Below are 14,814 nucleotides of genomic sequence, written 5' to 3' on the forward strand. Positions count from 1 at the left end.
GTTGGCCTGCCCAGTCATCTTTTGGTTTTGACTATGCATGCAGTGTGCGTAAAAAAGCGATATTACAAGATGCGGCACACTTCGTCGAAGTCCAGACGCGGTGAACGCGGGTGTAGTTGTGCTTCGATGCCATAACCCAGGTTGATCAGGAAGTTGGCGCGCCAGCGTCCATCGGGGAAAAATGTGCTGTTTACGCCGGCCTGATCAAAGCCCGACATCGGGCCGCAGTCCAGGCCAAGGCTGCGCGCCGCCATCATCAGATAAGCCCCTTGCAAGCTGCTGTTGCGCATCGCTGTTTCGGCGATCAGCGCCTCATTGCCTATAAACCAGCTTTGCGCATCGGCATGCGGGTAGAGTTGCGGCAGTAACTCATAAAAACGGCTGTCGTAGGCCACGATAACGGTGACCGGAGCCTGCATGGTTTTACTCTGGTTGCCGGGGGAAAGGAGGGGGGAGAGTTTAGCTTTGGCGTCGGGTGTCCGGATAAAGACAAAGCGGGCAGGGCAGGCATTGGCGCTGGTCGGGCCTAGTCGTGCCAGCGCGTATAGCTGCTGCAGCAAGGCATCGCTCACATCCCTTTCCTGCCAGTGGCTATGGGTGCGGGCATGGTTGAATAACTGGTCAAGTGCTGTCTGGGCAAGTGGCGTGCTCATGGTTCACCTTTGTCTCACATGGATGTTTAGGCCGGCTTGTTCTGTATGGCCGGTGCGCTGGCCTCGGCGGCCTGGTTTGCTGCCGGCGTGATGTCGAATCCGGCGTTGTGGTCTGCGAGGACGGTGATGGCAACCCGTCTGTTTTGGGCGCGGCCTTCTGCCGAAGCGTTGCTGGTTACGGGGCGGTTTTCTGCCCGTCCTACCGCGACCAGACGGTCAGCAGCAATGCCATTTTCCTGAAACAAGCGTACAACGCTGCCGGCGCGGGCCGCCGACAGTTCCCAGTTCGACGGGTAAAACGCATTGCGGATCGGCACGTCATCGGTAAACCCTTCGACACGCACCGGATTGCTCTGGCTACGCAATACACCGGCAATGCCGGCCAGCATGCGCTGCGACTCGGGTGAGGGTGTAGCCTGGGCGACGGCAAACAGCGCCGTATCCTTGATGTCGATATGGATGCCTTCTTCCGACTGGTATAGCCTGACTTGCCCGTTTTTCAGCAAGGGTTGGACGATCTTGCTCAGTGCATCGCTTAGTTGCTGCATCTTCTGTTGCGCCAGCAGCCGCTGCTCGCTTTTAATGGCCCGTGCCACCGGTTTTGAGTTCGGTACTTCCACCATGGTGTTGGCGCTGCCCGATGGCGTCGGGGTGCCAGTGATTTTGCTGCCAAATGCATCGCCCAGCGAACTGGACAGCACGCGGTACTTGCTCTCGTTCACTTGTGAGATCGCGTACATCACCACAAAGAAGGCGAACAGCAGAGTAATGAAGTCGGCGTAGGAAACCAGCCAGCGTTCATGATTTTCGTGCTCTTCTTCCTGTCGGCGTCTACGGTGGCGCATCGGCGATCTCTTTGATTAATAGTATCGGGTGTCGAACAAGGAACCCATGCCCTGTGCGAACTGTACGCCCAGTAATCGTGCCGCACGCTTGCCAAAGCCTTCATCCGGCGTAAATTCGACCAGCTTTTCCGCCTTGAACTGTTCCCGTGCCACTTGGCGTACCGAGGACAGACCGTCGATCAGACCCAGCGGCTGGCTTTGACTGCCTAACCAGACACGACCGGAGAAAATTTCGGCATTCGCCTGTTGCAAGCGCTTGCCGCGTCCGTCACGCACCGCCTGAATAAATTGCTGGTGTACCGTGTCCAGCAACTGCTGGCGTATTGCTTCCTGCTCGGGTTTGACCGGCGAGAACGGGTCACCCATGCCCTTATTATTGCCGGATGTCATCAGGCGGCGCTCAACCCCCAGCTTTTCCATGGTGCCGGTAAAGCCGAAGCCTTCGGACAATACGCCGATGGAGCCGATGATGCTGGCTTTGTCGGCGTAGATGCGATCGGTTGCCGCCGCGATATAGTAACAGCCGGAGGCGCAGACCTCTTCGACTACGGTGACCACCGGTATCGCCGGATATTGTTTTTTCAGCCGGCGGATCTCGTCATAAGCCATGCCTGACAAGACCGGACTGCCGCCGGGGCTGTTGGCACGGATAATAATGCCGCGGGTGCCGCTATCCTTGTAGGCGGCTTCCAGGCCTCGAGCCAAGCGGTCCGCTGTGTCGTTTTCGCTATTGATGACCCCGTCCAGACTGATCAGCGCGGTGTGCTTGCCATCCATCAGGCTGCCATCCTTGCCGCTTTTGTCCCGGTTGATGAACAGGCTGAAAACAATAATCAGCGTGACCAAGAGCCAGGCCAGACGAAAGAATATCTTCCACTGGCGGGCGCGACGCTGTTCAAACAGTGCGCTGCCGGCCAGTTTGGTGATGAGTTCGCGTTCCCAGTCGGGGGTGTTGTTCACGGCATCTCCGCAGGTGTCGGGGGGTGAGTGGGGATCATACACTTATGGCATTTGTGTGTGCGGGTCGGGATGACAAAACCGGCTTGTGCGCGCTTATCCCAACCGGGGCAACACCCATTGCTGCAGCGCAGGGAAGTCGTGGAAAATGGCTGCCGGCTGGCAGTCTTGCAGTACATCCAGCGGGTGTGCGCCATAGCTGACGCCGACGCCATGAGCTTTGGCATTGACGGCCATTAACAGATCATGACTGGTGTCACCCACCATCAGTGTGCGTTGGGTGTCAATGCCCAAGTGCCCGGTGATCTCGAGCAGCATTTGCGGGTCGGGCTTGGAGTGGCACTCATCCACGGTGCGCGTGGCATCGAAAAAACCGGACAGCCCGCTGACTTCAAGAGCGCGATCCAGTCCTCTGCGGCTTTTGCCGGTTGCGACGGCCAGCAAGGCGCCAGCTTGGCGCAGTGCATCCAGACCTTCATGGACGCCGTCAAACAATTCAACAGTCTCTTCGCCGCACAGATAGTGATGGCGGTAGGCATCTTCCAGGTCGTGATAGCGCTCAGGGCTCAGGCCGGGGCAGGCTGTGCGCAGAGCCTTGCCCAGCGACAGGCCAATTACATGGCTGGCTGCCTCGCGGCTGGGGATGGGCAGCTTAAGGTCGCTACTTGCGCGCTGGATGGAGCGAACGATATGGGCGGTCGAATCCATTAGCGTGCCATCCCAGTCGAACACGATCAGATCAAATTGCATTTTCTTTTCTCAATAATTCGATAAAGGTCATCAGCTCGGGCGGGAGCGGCGCTTCAAGATCCAGCGGCTCACCGCTTAGCGGGTGGGGCAGCTTGAGATTATGGGCATGCAGGAACATGCGCTTAAGGCCGTGGCGGGTGAGGTCGCGGTTGGCGGTAAAGTCGCCATAGCGCTCGTCGCCGGCAATCGGGCAGCCCATGGCTTGCATATGTACGCGAATCTGGTGGGTGCGGCCGGTTTTTAGCCAGGCTTCGACCAGGGTAAAGTCGGCAAAACGCTCCTCGATGCTGAAGATGGTATGCGCGTACTGCCCGCCTTCCTCGACGCGTACCCTTTTCTCACCGTTAGGCGTATCCCATTTGTGTAGCGGCAGCTTGACGTGGCGCTCGGCTTGCGGCCATGCCCCAAGGCCCAAGGCAAAGTAGCGCTTTTGCGGTACATCGTTGCGTATCATTTCATGCAGCTTGACCAGTGCCGAGCGCTTTTTGGCGATCATCAGCAGGCCCGAGGTATCGCGGTCGAGGCGGTGTACCAGCTCAAGGTAGCGAGCCTCGGGGCGCGCCTTGCGCAGTTGCTCGATCACGCCAAAGGAAACGCCGCTGCCGCCATGTACCGCGACGCCGGAGGGTTTGTCGATGACCAGCAGGGCTTCATCTTCGTACACCACCGGGAAATGCCCGGCCGGGACGAATTTTTCTTCACGCACCGCAACGCGTACCGGCGGCAGGCGCACTTCATCGCCGGCGTTCAGGCGATAGCTGGCATCGATGCGGCCCTTGTTGACGCGTACTTCACCCGAACGCAGGATGCGGTAAACATGGCTCTTGGGCACGCCCTTGAGCTGACGGGTCAGGTAGTTGTCTATGCGTTGGCCCGCTTCTGATTCGTCGATCAGGTGAAATGAGACGGAGTCTTTGCGTATATCTGTCATATTGCTTATACTTCGATGCGCTTTGCCGGTCATGCAGGCTTGTCATTCAAGGCCTGTCCGGTAAAGGCAAGTTCCGGTGAATATAAAAGGTTGTGCGCCGCCGCAAGGATAGGTCGCCGACGCTGCTGCGATTGAAGATCGGGCCGGCAGGGTTCAGCCCTGACCTGATGCCCGTTCTACCGGACGCAGCCAAGGTTGTCTCGCTCACCGAAAAGAAGCGATGGTAATGCATTTGATCGTACAGCGCACTCACGAGCATTCCATTTCCGGACGCCGAGCCAGTCCGGGAGTCATGCAGTAAAGTTTGACCCGGCGCGTATGCCCATCGCTTTCTTGTTTTGTCGATAACAGACTTGTCGGCAGACAATGCATCAACACGCTGCCTGTACCCGGGCAGTAAGGGCATCGCGCGAAATTGATTCGAGAAGTCGGCTTAGCCTATCGTTATTCCTTGCTCTTTAGTCAGACACTTCTTTCGGAAAGCGCCCATCAATAGTCATTGGGCCGTCAAATACTTGCTGCGACCTTGCGTGAGTGCTGCGCAAGGAATGTTATATGAAACGAATGTTATTCAATGCAACGCAAGCTGAAGAGTTGCGCGTTGCAATTGTCGACGGGCAAAAGCTCGTTGACCTCGATATCGAGACTGTTGGCAAAGAACAGCGCAAAGGGAATATCTATAAGGGTATCATCACCCGTATTGAGCCTTCGCTGGAAGCATGCTTTGTCGATTACGGCACCGAACGCCACGGCTTTTTGCCGTTCAAGGAAGTTGCCCGTTCTTATTTCCAGAACTTTGACGGAGGCCGTCCGCGTATCCAGGACGTCCTGAAAGAGGGTATGGAAGTCGCCGTCCAGGTTGAAAAGGACGAGCGCGGCAACAAGGGCGCAGCACTGACCACCTATATCAGCCTGGCGGGCCGTTATCTGGTTCTGATGCCGAACAATCCGCGCGGTGGCGGTGTATCGCGCCGTATCGAGGGTGAAGAGCGTCAGGAACTCAAGGAATTGATGGCCAAGCTGAATGTGACGCAGGGCATGAGCCTGATTGCGCGCACCGCCGGCATCGGTCGCAATTTCGAAGAGTTGCAGTGGGACCTGAACTACCTTACCCAGTTGTGGAATGCCATCGAGGCAGCTGCCGGTGCACAGAAAGCGCCTTTCCTGATTCTGCAGGAAGGCAGCTTGGTCATTCGCGCCATCCGCGACTACTACCAGCCTGATATTGGCGAAATCCTGATCGATACCGAAGTTGTGTATGAGCAGGCACGCCAGTTCATGAGCCACGTCATGCCGAACAATGTCGGCCGCGTCAAACTCTATACCGACCCGGTACCTTTGTTCTCCCGTTACCAGATCGAACACCAGATTGAAACCGCCTATTCGCGCAGCGTGCAGTTGCCGTCCGGTGGTGCCATCGTGATTGACCATACCGAAGCGCTGGTGTCGATTGATGTCAACTCGGCGCGTGCGACCAAGGGTGCCGACATCGAAGAAACCGCGCTGCGTACCAACGTGGAAGCGGCCGAAGAAATCGCCCGCCAGTTGCGCCTGCGCGATCTGGGCGGTCTGGTGGTTATCGACTTCATCGATATGGAAAACCCGAAGAGCCAGCGCGATGTGGAGAACACACTGCGTGATGTGCTCAAGCATGACCGTGCCCGCGTACAGATGGGCAAGTTGTCGCGTTTCGGTCTGCTCGAGTTGTCGCGCCAGCGTCTGCAGCCAAGCCTGGGCGAGTCCAGCCATATTCCATGCCCGCGCTGCCATGGCATCGGCTTTATCCGCGGTACCGAATCTTCGGCCTTGCATATCCTGCGCATCATCCAGGAAGAGGCGATGAAGGAAAACACCGGTGCGGTACATGCACAAGTGCCGGTTGATGTGGCCACCTTCTTGCTGAATGAAAAGCGTACCGAGCTTTATTCGACCGAAGAGCGTCTGGGTGTCAATGTACTTTTGATTCCTAACGTGCATCTGGAAACGCCGCATTACAAGATCGTCCGTTTGCGTCACGACGACCTGAACGAACTGTCCGACGCGCCAAGCTACCGTCGTGTCGAAATGCCGGAAGACGAAGCCGAAGCCAGCTTTGGCCAGAAAAAGCCCAAGGTCGAGCGACTGGAAGCGGCCGTGAAAGGGATTACGCCGCAACAGCCGGCACCTTCGGTCGCGGACGCGCCCGCTGCTGCGGCACAGTCCAAGCCTGCCGAGGCAGTCGCCGAGCCGGGTCTGTTTGGTCGTCTGGTTGGCTGGTTCAAGGGTCTGGCTGCGCCGCAAGCGGCACCTGCCCCGGTTGAGCCTGCCAAGCCCGCAGCGCGCGAGCCACGCAAGCCACGCAATCAGAACGAGCGTCGTCAGGGCAATGGCCAGCGTCGTGACCGCAATGTGCAGCAGGATGAGCGTCGTAAGAGTGGTGACGAGCGCCGTGCGCCGGCAGAAGTAAATGAAGCGCGTAGCGAAGTGCGCGAGCCGCGCGAGCCACGTCCGCCACGCGAACCGCGTCAGCGTCGTGAACGCGAGCCGCGTGCTGATCGTGAGCAGAAGCAAAATCGGCAGCCTGAGCCACGTTTGGAAGAGGCGGGTGCCGAAGTAGCTGCGCGCCAGGAATCGCCGCGTCAGCAGCAAGAGCCGCGTCGTCGTGAAAAACCGCAAACCGATACTGCCAAGCCAGTAGTGGAAAATCGTCCGCCTGTTGTATCGCGTGAAGAGGTCAAGAGTATTGACGCGCAGCCGGTGAACGAGATGCCCGCCGTTGAGGGTGAGGCCGCAGATACGGTGGAGCGCAGTGAGCGTCGCCGTCGTCGCAGTCGTCGTGACCGCCGTCGTGATGAAGCTCCGGTAGCCGTGGTTGCCGAGGCGGATGCGCAGGCTGTTGAAGTGCCTGCCGAGGCGGGGGTGACTGCAGTTGCCGAAATGGTGCAAGTTGGTGCTGTAGCGCCGGTGGTCGAGCTTGTGGTGGCCAAGCCGGATGAGCCAGAGCTGACGGCTGAAGTTGCAGTGTCTGCGCCTGCCGCTGACATGGTTGAAGAGGCTGTTGTCGAATCGCCGGTTAAGCCTGAAACTGAGCCTGTGGTTGCCGAGCCGGTGTTCGTACAAGTCACTGCCGTGGCCGTGACCCCGGTCGTTGAAGCTGCTGAGCCTGAACAGCCTGAACAGCCTGTTGTGGTCGAGGCTGTAGAGGTTGCCGCGCCGGCGCCAATGCCGGTCGTGCAGGTAGACTTGCCTGCGGTCGAAGCCGAAGCGGAGGAGGTCAAGGCGCTTGAGCCTGTAGCTGTGCTGCGTGAAGAGCCTGCTGATCTGGGTGGTCTTGTGATGGTTGCAACGCGTGCGCTGGCTGTTGAGCCGGTTGTGGAGCCTGTCGTACCGCAAGGCCTACGTCGTAGCGATGTATTGCGTAGCCGTCAGCCCGTTGTTTCCAGCGAGCCGGTCCAGTTGATGCAGGTGGAAACCCGCGACTAAAAGTAAGTATTGGCTGCGTTATTCTGCATTTTTAGTTTGACGCAGCCGAAGCTTGTAGCTATAATCGCTCTCCTCAATTCCCTGATAGCTCAGTTGGTAGAGCGACGGACTGTTAATCCGCAGGTCGCAGGTTCGAGCCCTGCTCGGGGAGCCAATAGATTCAAGCATTTAGCCCGCCTTTAAGGTGGGCTTTTTGTTTTGTGCGGCCTTTTTGCTGCATTTTTGCTGCACTCGTTGCAGCAGTTTGCGGTAAATACCTGCGCTTTACTTTCTGCAGCTTCGCTATACGCATATTCACCTTTACGGAGAAGACTGTATGGCAAGCATCACCCGGCGGGGCCCCTACCAGTTCCAAGCGATCATCCGTCGCAAGGGCTACCCCTCACAAACCCGCACTTTCGAAACGCGTACCGATGCTGAAGCGTGGGTGCGCTCAGTTGAATCCAAGATGGATCATGGGCAGTTTCGCGACCTGCGCCCACTCGACCGGCTGACACTTGGCGATTTATTGCAGCGCTATGCCGATGAAGTCACTCCCAGTAAGCGTGGGGTGGTCCAAGAGCGCACCCGCATTAATAAGTTACTCAGGCATTCGCTGGCGCTGCGTCCGATGTCCACGCTGCGCGCCAGCGACTTTGCTGCTTATCGCAATGAGCGCCTCGAGCAGGTTAGTGCCAGCACCGTACGGCTAGAACTCGCGCTGCTTTCCCATTTGTACACCATGGCGATTCGCGAGTGGTCGCTTCCTCTCGAGCATGCGCTTCAGAAAATCACCCGTCCCAAGTCTGCACCAGGACGAGAGAGGCGGCTGCAGCGGGGGGAGTTGGCATGTCTGTTTGCTGCCATCGAGACGCAGGGCGGCCGTGCCGGTCCTTGGCTTAAGGCCTGTATTCAGCTCGCGCTAGAAACTGGCATGCGTGCCGGTGAGTTGTTGAGCTTGGAGTGGCGACAAGTCGACCTAGCTTCAGCAGTCATCAAGCTGGAAATGACCAAGAACGGTACGGCCAGACTCGTTCCTTTGTCTGAAAAAGCCGAAGCGGTGCTAGCTGCTTTGCCGCAGCCGGGTCTGCGCGTCATTCCTAACTTCTACGACACCTCTGGCCTCGATCGCGCCTTCAAGCGCGCTTGTCAGGTGGCCGGAATCGAGGGGCTGCGTTTTCATGACCTACGTCACGAAGCCGCATCACGGCGTGCACCGCATGTAACTCCTCAGACGCTTGCAAAATTATTCGGTTGGAAAAATTTGCAGATGTCGATGCGCTACTACAACCCACAGATCGCCGAACTGCACGCCGCGATTGGCCGCACATCGTTGATTACTCAACCTGGTTAAGCAATTGTCCGGCCCATCGTGCGGATGGTGGGCCGTTCTGGTGAGGACAAATCATGAATTCGAAACAAAAGAGTAATGACGTGCGTTTATCTCCCGCTGGTCACGCTATACGAGGTAACTGCGCGTGCGAGCTACCGCCTGCCGTGCGGGAACTAGCTGACCTGCTGGCAGAACTTGCCTGCAGTCAGCTGAAAAAACAGCAAGCGCTGCAGCCGCTTGAGGAAGCAGCGCACTCCGAAAAGAAAGGGGATCGCGCATGAAAAAAGTCGCGATTTACGCACGCTACTCATGCGAGAAGCAAAACGAAACGTCGATTGATGATCAGCTCCGGCGCTGCCGGGAACTAGCCCAACAGTACGGGCTAGAAGTCGACGAGGCGCTGATTTTTACCGATGCAGCGTTATCCGGACAGGCTCACGCCCTGCACAAGCGGGAGGGCTATCAGGCTTTCCACGCTGCGTGGAAACGGGGCGTGTTCGACGTGTTTATCGTCGACGAGCCGTCCCGGCTGACGCGCGATCCGGTCGAGCAAGCCCAGTTGATGAAGCAACTGGAAAACCGCCGCGTGCGCATGCTCAGTTGCGACGGCCTGGATAGCCACGTGCCCGGCTGGGAAATCCGCTTTGCTTTGCAGGGCATGATCGCACAGCAGGAAGGGCGCAACTTGCGCCATCGGGTTGGACGTGGCATGTATGGTCAGCTGTTGCGCGGCTTCATGATCGCGACGCCAGCATACGGCTATGACTTCCGACGCGAACTGGACGCTCAGGGCAACCGGATCGGTACCCATTGGCTGATCAATGAAGTCGAAGCTGCTATCGTGCGCGAGGTGTATATGAAGCGGGAGGCTGGGCAGTCGATGCAGCAGATCGCAGCGTGGCTGAATACCGAAGGTATCGCTTGCAGCCGCAAAGCTCGTAATGAGGATGGTGGCTACTGGCGCCCGGCTCGGGTGAAGAACCTGCTCGGCAACAGCATCTATCGCGGGGTGTTTATCTGGCACGGGTCGACTACTTACGCTAAACGTGCGGCCGACCGCGGTATTGATGTAGAAACCGAGACGTTCGCGCGACCCGAACTGCGTCTGGTCAGTGATCAAACCTGGCATCGCTGCAATCAAAAAACGCACAGCCGTAGTGGTTATGGTGGCGGCAAACACGCACTGGCCGGCATCTTCCATTGCGGTTGCTGCGAGGGCATATTGGTGCTCTCTGCACAGCAGCGCTGTCGTTCGCTGTACTGTGCCAATTGCACGGTAGCCAAAAGCGCCGGGATCGAAGGGGCGTATCAAACGGTGACAATCGCAGTGGCTGGCGTCGAAAAGCTGCTGATCCATGTGTTGCAGTATTTCTTGACCCCATCGTTTGTCGACGCGTTTCGGGCGTCTTTGCAGTTGCGGCTGACAGGCGATCAGCGCCTGCAACTGGAAGATTGCCGCAAGCGGCTGACTCAACTGGAGCGTGCGCAAGCGCGGCTGTCGCATATGCTAGTCGGTGTCAGCGACGAAGATCCGATGCTGCAGCAGCGTTACGAAGAAACCCGCAGTAAGGTACAGGCATGCAAGATCCAGCTTGCTGAGTTGGAAACGACGCAACTGCAGGTTGACGCGCAGGCTATCGAGGCGCAGTTGCAGGCCGACCCGGCAGCACTGCTAGGCACCTTGCTGGAGGCGGACTTAGCGCCGGAACGGAAGCGCGCGTTGCTGGCCAGGCTCTTCCCGGTACTGAGCTTTGAAGGCAAAGAGGGGCGCTACCGTTCGACTTTTCAGATCAAATTTGCGGCGGGTGCTGCCCTCGCGCTGGCTAGCGGTACCGAGGTAATCGACGAGGGACACCAGACACTGCGCTTCAGTCTGCGCTATACGCCGAGTCGCAAGCTTGATCCAGATGCGCGGTGGTCGGTGGCCGAGTTGACTGGCTAACTGACAAAGGGCGGCAAAACACGGCGGGGTGAAAACCCCGCCGTTTTCATTGGGGATTTTGACTGGCCACTTGTTACTATTTTGTACTGTTTGGTTCCCAGAATAATACAAAATCATGGTCGGTTTAACAGCCTGCCCAAGCTGCGCAGAGAGTTCAGTCCTGCCGCTTGAGCCTTGGCTTGCTGGCGCTTTGCTGCGGTGTCGCCTCCCTGGTCATCATCAGCGGATTGACGCTCGCGATCGGCGCGATCGTCACGAACCATTGCTCAAGCCCCAGCGTGCGTACTACTTGAATCAGCGTTCTGAGTGAAGAGCCCTGTCCATTCTTGAGGTTGCGTAAGGTGCTGACCGCACCCGCACCGAAGCCGGATTGATTTGACTGTCGCCACGCGTAATAGTCATGTGATGTGTTACGCGTGACGAAGCTACGCTCCGATATAAAACAAGTGTCTACATGAATCGTGCTTGTTCAACAGCGAGCCGCTCAATCGCACCGGCACGAAGCTCATCCAACTGCTTGTTCAAACCTGCCAGATCAACCAATGGATGCGGTTGGCCGGGCTGGCGTTTTTTTAGGAGCTCTTTGGCCTCTGTCAGTCCAGTGCTGAAGGGGTGAGCGGTCAGATGCACGCTAATCGGATTCTTCGAAGCATTCGCCATGGATTTGATGCGATCAACACTGGCGATGTAAGCCTCGACCTGCTTGGCCCCGTCAATTGCATTGAGCCCAAGGCCACCAATCGTGATGGCGCGGTAGGTCTTGTCGCCATCCCGCACATCCAGTGCATAGGAGGTAGTCCCCCAAGTGTGTCCAGGCGTTGCATAAGCGTAGATCTTGGTATCCCCCACGGTCAGTACGTCACCGTCTTTAACCAGAATGTCGGCAGCCGCAGGCATAGTCCAAGCTCCCGGTTTGCCCTGTGATTTTTGTGCGTCAGCCTGAGCTTCGCGCCATCCCTCTTCAGTCATCACAAATTGGGCATTGGTCAACGCCTTGAGTTTGGATGCCCCGCCCACATGATCGAAGTGGCCATGTGTCAACAGCACCATCTTGATGTCGGCGGGGTTGACTCCAATTTTCTTGATGTTGGCTATGAGTTGGTCTGTGTACGGTTCGTACAGCGTATCGATCAACACTGGGCCAGCGCTGGTTTTGATTAGCCATGCCGATACCCAGCAAATGCCTACGTAATATACGTTGTCGAAGGCTTGGTACGGCTCGACGTTTTGAGACTGAGTGTCGTTCATCCAGCGCTTGAGTTCCGGCGGCATTTTCCCGGTATTCCCGAAATCTTTGAAAAGCTGGTTAGTAGTGGCTGACGGGCAGCCCGTCAGCGGGCTGGCAGTGGTACTGGGCATGGCGGTGAACCCGGGGATGAGGTTTTGAGCGTGGGAAGCATTGCCTACGATGAGTGAGGTGGCTGCGAGAAGGGCGAGTAGTTTGTTCATCAACATGTTCATTCCTTGGTGAAGAGGCTGTGGAATGAAGTATGGTTGCTTTATCTGGATCAATATATGCTGAAATAAGCATTTCAAGGTTGCATATATCGATCAATACAGGTGACTTAATGGATCGTTTCATTGCTATGCAGGTTTTTGTGGATGTTGTGGACTTAGGCAGTCTCACCGCAGCAGCAAGCAAGTTGGATATCTCGCGGGCGATGGCCACGCGCTATATCGCGTCGCTGGAAAAGTCACTTGGGGTTCGCCTGCTGCATCGTTCCAGCCGCAGCCTAGGTCTAACCAGTGCGGGCAACGATATCCTTCCGTACTGTCGTCAGGTATTGGCACTGACCGATGGCATGGTTTCAGCGGTAATGGACAAGAATGCCGAGCCACATGGCCTGATCCGTGTCGCGAGCAGTATTTCCTTTGGCCAATCCTATTTGGCCGAGGCTATGTTGCGCTATTTGGCGCAATACCCCAAAACTTCAGTCGAAATGGTGTTGGCTGATCGAGCGGTCAATCTTGTTGAAGAACGAATCGATCTGGCCATCCAGGTTGGCAAGGAATTGGAGCCGGGGGTGATTGCGCGGCTGTTGACTCGTTGCCCTTCGGTGGTGTGTGCTGCCCCCAGCTATTTGGGGCGCAGGGGCACGCCACTTCAGCCCATTGATCTGATTCAGCACAATTGTCTGAACCATACGCGCCTCGGGAAAATATGGCGTTTCGGTCCGCCTTCAGGTGCTTCGGAAAATCCGAAGTTTGAGGAGGTATCGGTATCCGGCAACTTTGCGGGCAATGACACGATGGTGTTGCTATATGCCGCACTAGCAGGTGAAGGCATAGCCCATTTACCCGCTTTCACCACGGCGGCACACATTCGTTCAGGTGCTTTGGTGCAGTTGCTTCCAAGCTACAGTATGCCGGAACTCGGCGTTTATGCGCTTTATGCCTCGCGCAAACATTTGGCTGCGACTACACGCACTTTGGTGGATTTTTTGATTAAAGATCTGCGCTAATTTCTCACTCGACCATCAGCATGGGTACTGATTTAGCAGATGCACCATTTCCCTCATCACTTCTGCGCGAGAAACCCCGTCCTCTCAGGGTTGGGAGGAATAGCACGGCGGGGTGTGCCGCCCCAGAATATTTGGTCGAGTTTCGCTGTGGCCCTCGGCAGTAGTGCGTTCACCGTCAGGTGCTCAACAGCCACAAGCAGGCAAGGGCCCCACTGATCAGACATGACAGACGCTCTGGTTGACTTATAACGAGCAGTTCGGTATTTTCCCGGCCTATCGAAAAGATTCTAGGCTGGTACGGTTATTCCGGCCCTCGTTATTTAACGAGATGCAGTTGCACTAATGCAAACCCACGGCACTAACCTGTAACCAGTCAGGGTGGTGCTTGCTTGTGTTTTTTAGGCACCATCCCAACATCAATCGGATGGAACAATGCAAAAAACGCCAATTATCATCATCGCTCAATTATTTATTTCTTTAATGATGGCATTTGCCATGACCGGCATTTTCAGCCTTCTCGATCTCGTATTTAGCCTCGCATGGCTGCACACATGGGCAACTCGTTTCATCGTTGCTTGGCCCATTGCTTTTTGCCTTTCGTTAGTGATCGGAAACCTGGGTTTTAAAATTGCGTTTAAGGTATCAAACCTGCTGAAGTTACAATCCGCAGCTCAATGATGCGGATCACGTCCGTCTCGTGGTAAGTGGGTTTGCAAATGACACGATCAGCTACTCACACCGCAGGCTGGGTCAAGCCGTTCATCGCCTCCGTAACCATGAACTCACTATCTCGGTCTGTTAACATTCGCACAGGAAGGTGCGCTTTGGCGAACCGGCGGCACAGGCCTTGGGCGGGCCGTGGTGGCGCTGTTGCGCAAGACAACGAGACGTAGGAGAGGCTTCAGCCGCGAGCGCTTTTCGTGTACGAAGGGCCCCTACAGGGACTGCACTTCCCCCGTCTCAAACAAGCCGTCACGATAGTCTTGCAGAGTTTGCTGGATCTCGGCGGCGGTGTTCATTACAAAAGGGCCGTGCTGCGCAATCGGCTCGTTCAAGGGCGCACCTGCCACCAGAATCACACGCGCATCCTGTGCCGCCTCAATCACCGCGCCATCCGCGCCATCATTAGCCAGAATCGCCATGAAGCGATCCGCCACGGCTTTAGCTGCTACTGAAACCTCACCACGGTAGGTGTAAAGGAAGACGTTGTGCCCGGCCGGTATGGCCTGCTCGAAGCGCGTGCCGGCGGGTAGGTGCAGGTCCAGATACAACGGTTCGGTATCCGGGCGTTGAACGGCGCCGGCCGTGCCCTGACTCTCGCCCGCGATCACGCGCACCGTCACGCCGTCCGGCGTGCGGAATTCGGGAATCGCCTCGCGCGGGATGTCGCGGTAAAAGGGCGCGATCATCTTGTTCTTCGCCGGCAGGTTCACCCACAGTTGGAAACCTTCCATCAGGGCTTCTTCCTGCTCGGGCAATTCGGAGTGGATCAGGCCGGAG

The 14,814-nt window shown here is 57.0% G+C and carries 13 protein-coding genes and 1 tRNA gene; 7 read left to right on the plus strand and 7 right to left on the minus strand.

Translation table 11 applies throughout. The annotated features are described in order from the left end of the window. Positions 1–62 precede the first annotated feature (62 nt). The 5 genes from GQF02_RS05105 to rluC form a co-directional block, all read right to left on the minus strand. Positions 63–653: a malonic semialdehyde reductase gene (locus tag GQF02_RS05105; protein ID WP_160795324.1), complete on the minus strand. Its 591-nt coding sequence runs from the start codon at positions 651–653 to the stop codon at positions 63–65. A 26-nt stretch (positions 654–679) separates the two neighbouring features. Next, positions 680–1,498, minus strand: coding sequence for a flagellar motor protein MotD (gene motD / locus GQF02_RS05110; protein ID WP_160795326.1), 819 nt, complete (start codon positions 1,496–1,498; stop codon positions 680–682). Positions 1,499–1,513: 15 nt separating this feature from the next. Continuing rightward, positions 1,514–2,458 (minus strand): S49 family peptidase, encoded by a 945-nt coding sequence (locus GQF02_RS05115; RefSeq protein ID WP_124735257.1) that lies wholly within the window; start codon positions 2,456–2,458, stop codon positions 1,514–1,516. A 93-nt stretch (positions 2,459–2,551) separates the two neighbouring features. Next, complete coding sequence (locus GQF02_RS05120; protein WP_160795328.1) at positions 2,552–3,205, minus strand: HAD-IA family hydrolase; 654 nt, start codon at positions 3,203–3,205, stop codon at positions 2,552–2,554. Next, positions 3,195–4,136 carry a 23S rRNA pseudouridine(955/2504/2580) synthase RluC gene (rluC, locus tag GQF02_RS05125; RefSeq protein WP_160795330.1) on the minus strand — a complete coding sequence of 314 codons (942 nt, stop codon included), beginning with the start codon at positions 4,134–4,136 and terminating at the stop codon, positions 3,195–3,197. The genes GQF02_RS05120 and rluC overlap by 11 nt, the downstream gene beginning before the upstream one ends. Before the next feature lie 555 nt (positions 4,137–4,691). Here rluC and GQF02_RS05130 point away from each other — a divergent pair. The 5 genes from GQF02_RS05130 (at position 4,692) to GQF02_RS05150 (ending at position 10,852) form a co-directional block, all read left to right on the plus strand. Continuing rightward, positions 4,692–7,598 carry an Rne/Rng family ribonuclease gene (locus GQF02_RS05130; protein WP_160795332.1) on the plus strand — a complete coding sequence of 969 codons (2,907 nt, stop codon included), beginning with the start codon at positions 4,692–4,694 and terminating at the stop codon, positions 7,596–7,598. A gap of 78 nt (positions 7,599–7,676) precedes the next feature. Beyond that, positions 7,677–7,752, plus strand: a tRNA-Asn gene (locus GQF02_RS05135). 162 nt (positions 7,753–7,914) lie between these two features. After that, positions 7,915–8,931, plus strand: coding sequence for a site-specific integrase (locus GQF02_RS05140; protein WP_160795334.1), 1,017 nt, complete (start codon positions 7,915–7,917; stop codon positions 8,929–8,931). 53 nt (positions 8,932–8,984) lie between these two features. Continuing rightward, on the plus strand, positions 8,985–9,191 hold the full coding sequence (locus tag GQF02_RS05145) for a hypothetical protein (protein ID WP_160795336.1): 207 nt from the start codon (positions 8,985–8,987) through the stop codon (positions 9,189–9,191). Then, positions 9,188–10,852 carry a recombinase family protein gene (locus GQF02_RS05150; RefSeq protein WP_160795338.1) on the plus strand — a complete coding sequence of 555 codons (1,665 nt, stop codon included), beginning with the start codon at positions 9,188–9,190 and terminating at the stop codon, positions 10,850–10,852. The genes GQF02_RS05145 and GQF02_RS05150 overlap by 4 nt, the downstream gene beginning before the upstream one ends. 450 nt (positions 10,853–11,302) lie before the next feature. On the opposite strand, the gene blaCAR is transcribed toward GQF02_RS05150, so the two are convergent. Beyond that, complete coding sequence (gene blaCAR / locus GQF02_RS05155) at positions 11,303–12,313, minus strand: CAR family subclass B3 metallo-beta-lactamase (RefSeq protein ID WP_407924822.1); 1,011 nt, start codon at positions 12,311–12,313, stop codon at positions 11,303–11,305. A gap of 107 nt (positions 12,314–12,420) precedes the next feature. Between blaCAR and GQF02_RS05160 the strand changes: the two genes are divergently transcribed. Then, on the plus strand, positions 12,421–13,314 hold the full coding sequence (locus tag GQF02_RS05160) for a LysR family transcriptional regulator (protein ID WP_160795340.1): 894 nt from the start codon (positions 12,421–12,423) through the stop codon (positions 13,312–13,314). A gap of 432 nt (positions 13,315–13,746) precedes the next feature. Then, a complete protein-coding gene (locus GQF02_RS05165; RefSeq protein WP_160795342.1) occupies positions 13,747–13,992 on the plus strand; it encodes a DUF2798 domain-containing protein in 246 nt (81 codons plus the stop codon). A gap of 257 nt (positions 13,993–14,249) precedes the next feature. On the opposite strand, the gene GQF02_RS05170 is transcribed toward GQF02_RS05165, so the two are convergent. Beyond that, positions 14,250–14,814 (minus strand): pirin family protein (locus GQF02_RS05170; RefSeq protein ID WP_160795344.1); only part of this gene is annotated, 565 nt, incomplete at its 5' end.

The organism is Craterilacuibacter sinensis (assembly GCF_009831765.1).
GTDB classification, from domain to species: domain Bacteria; phylum Pseudomonadota; class Gammaproteobacteria; order Burkholderiales; family Chromobacteriaceae; genus Craterilacuibacter; species Craterilacuibacter sinensis.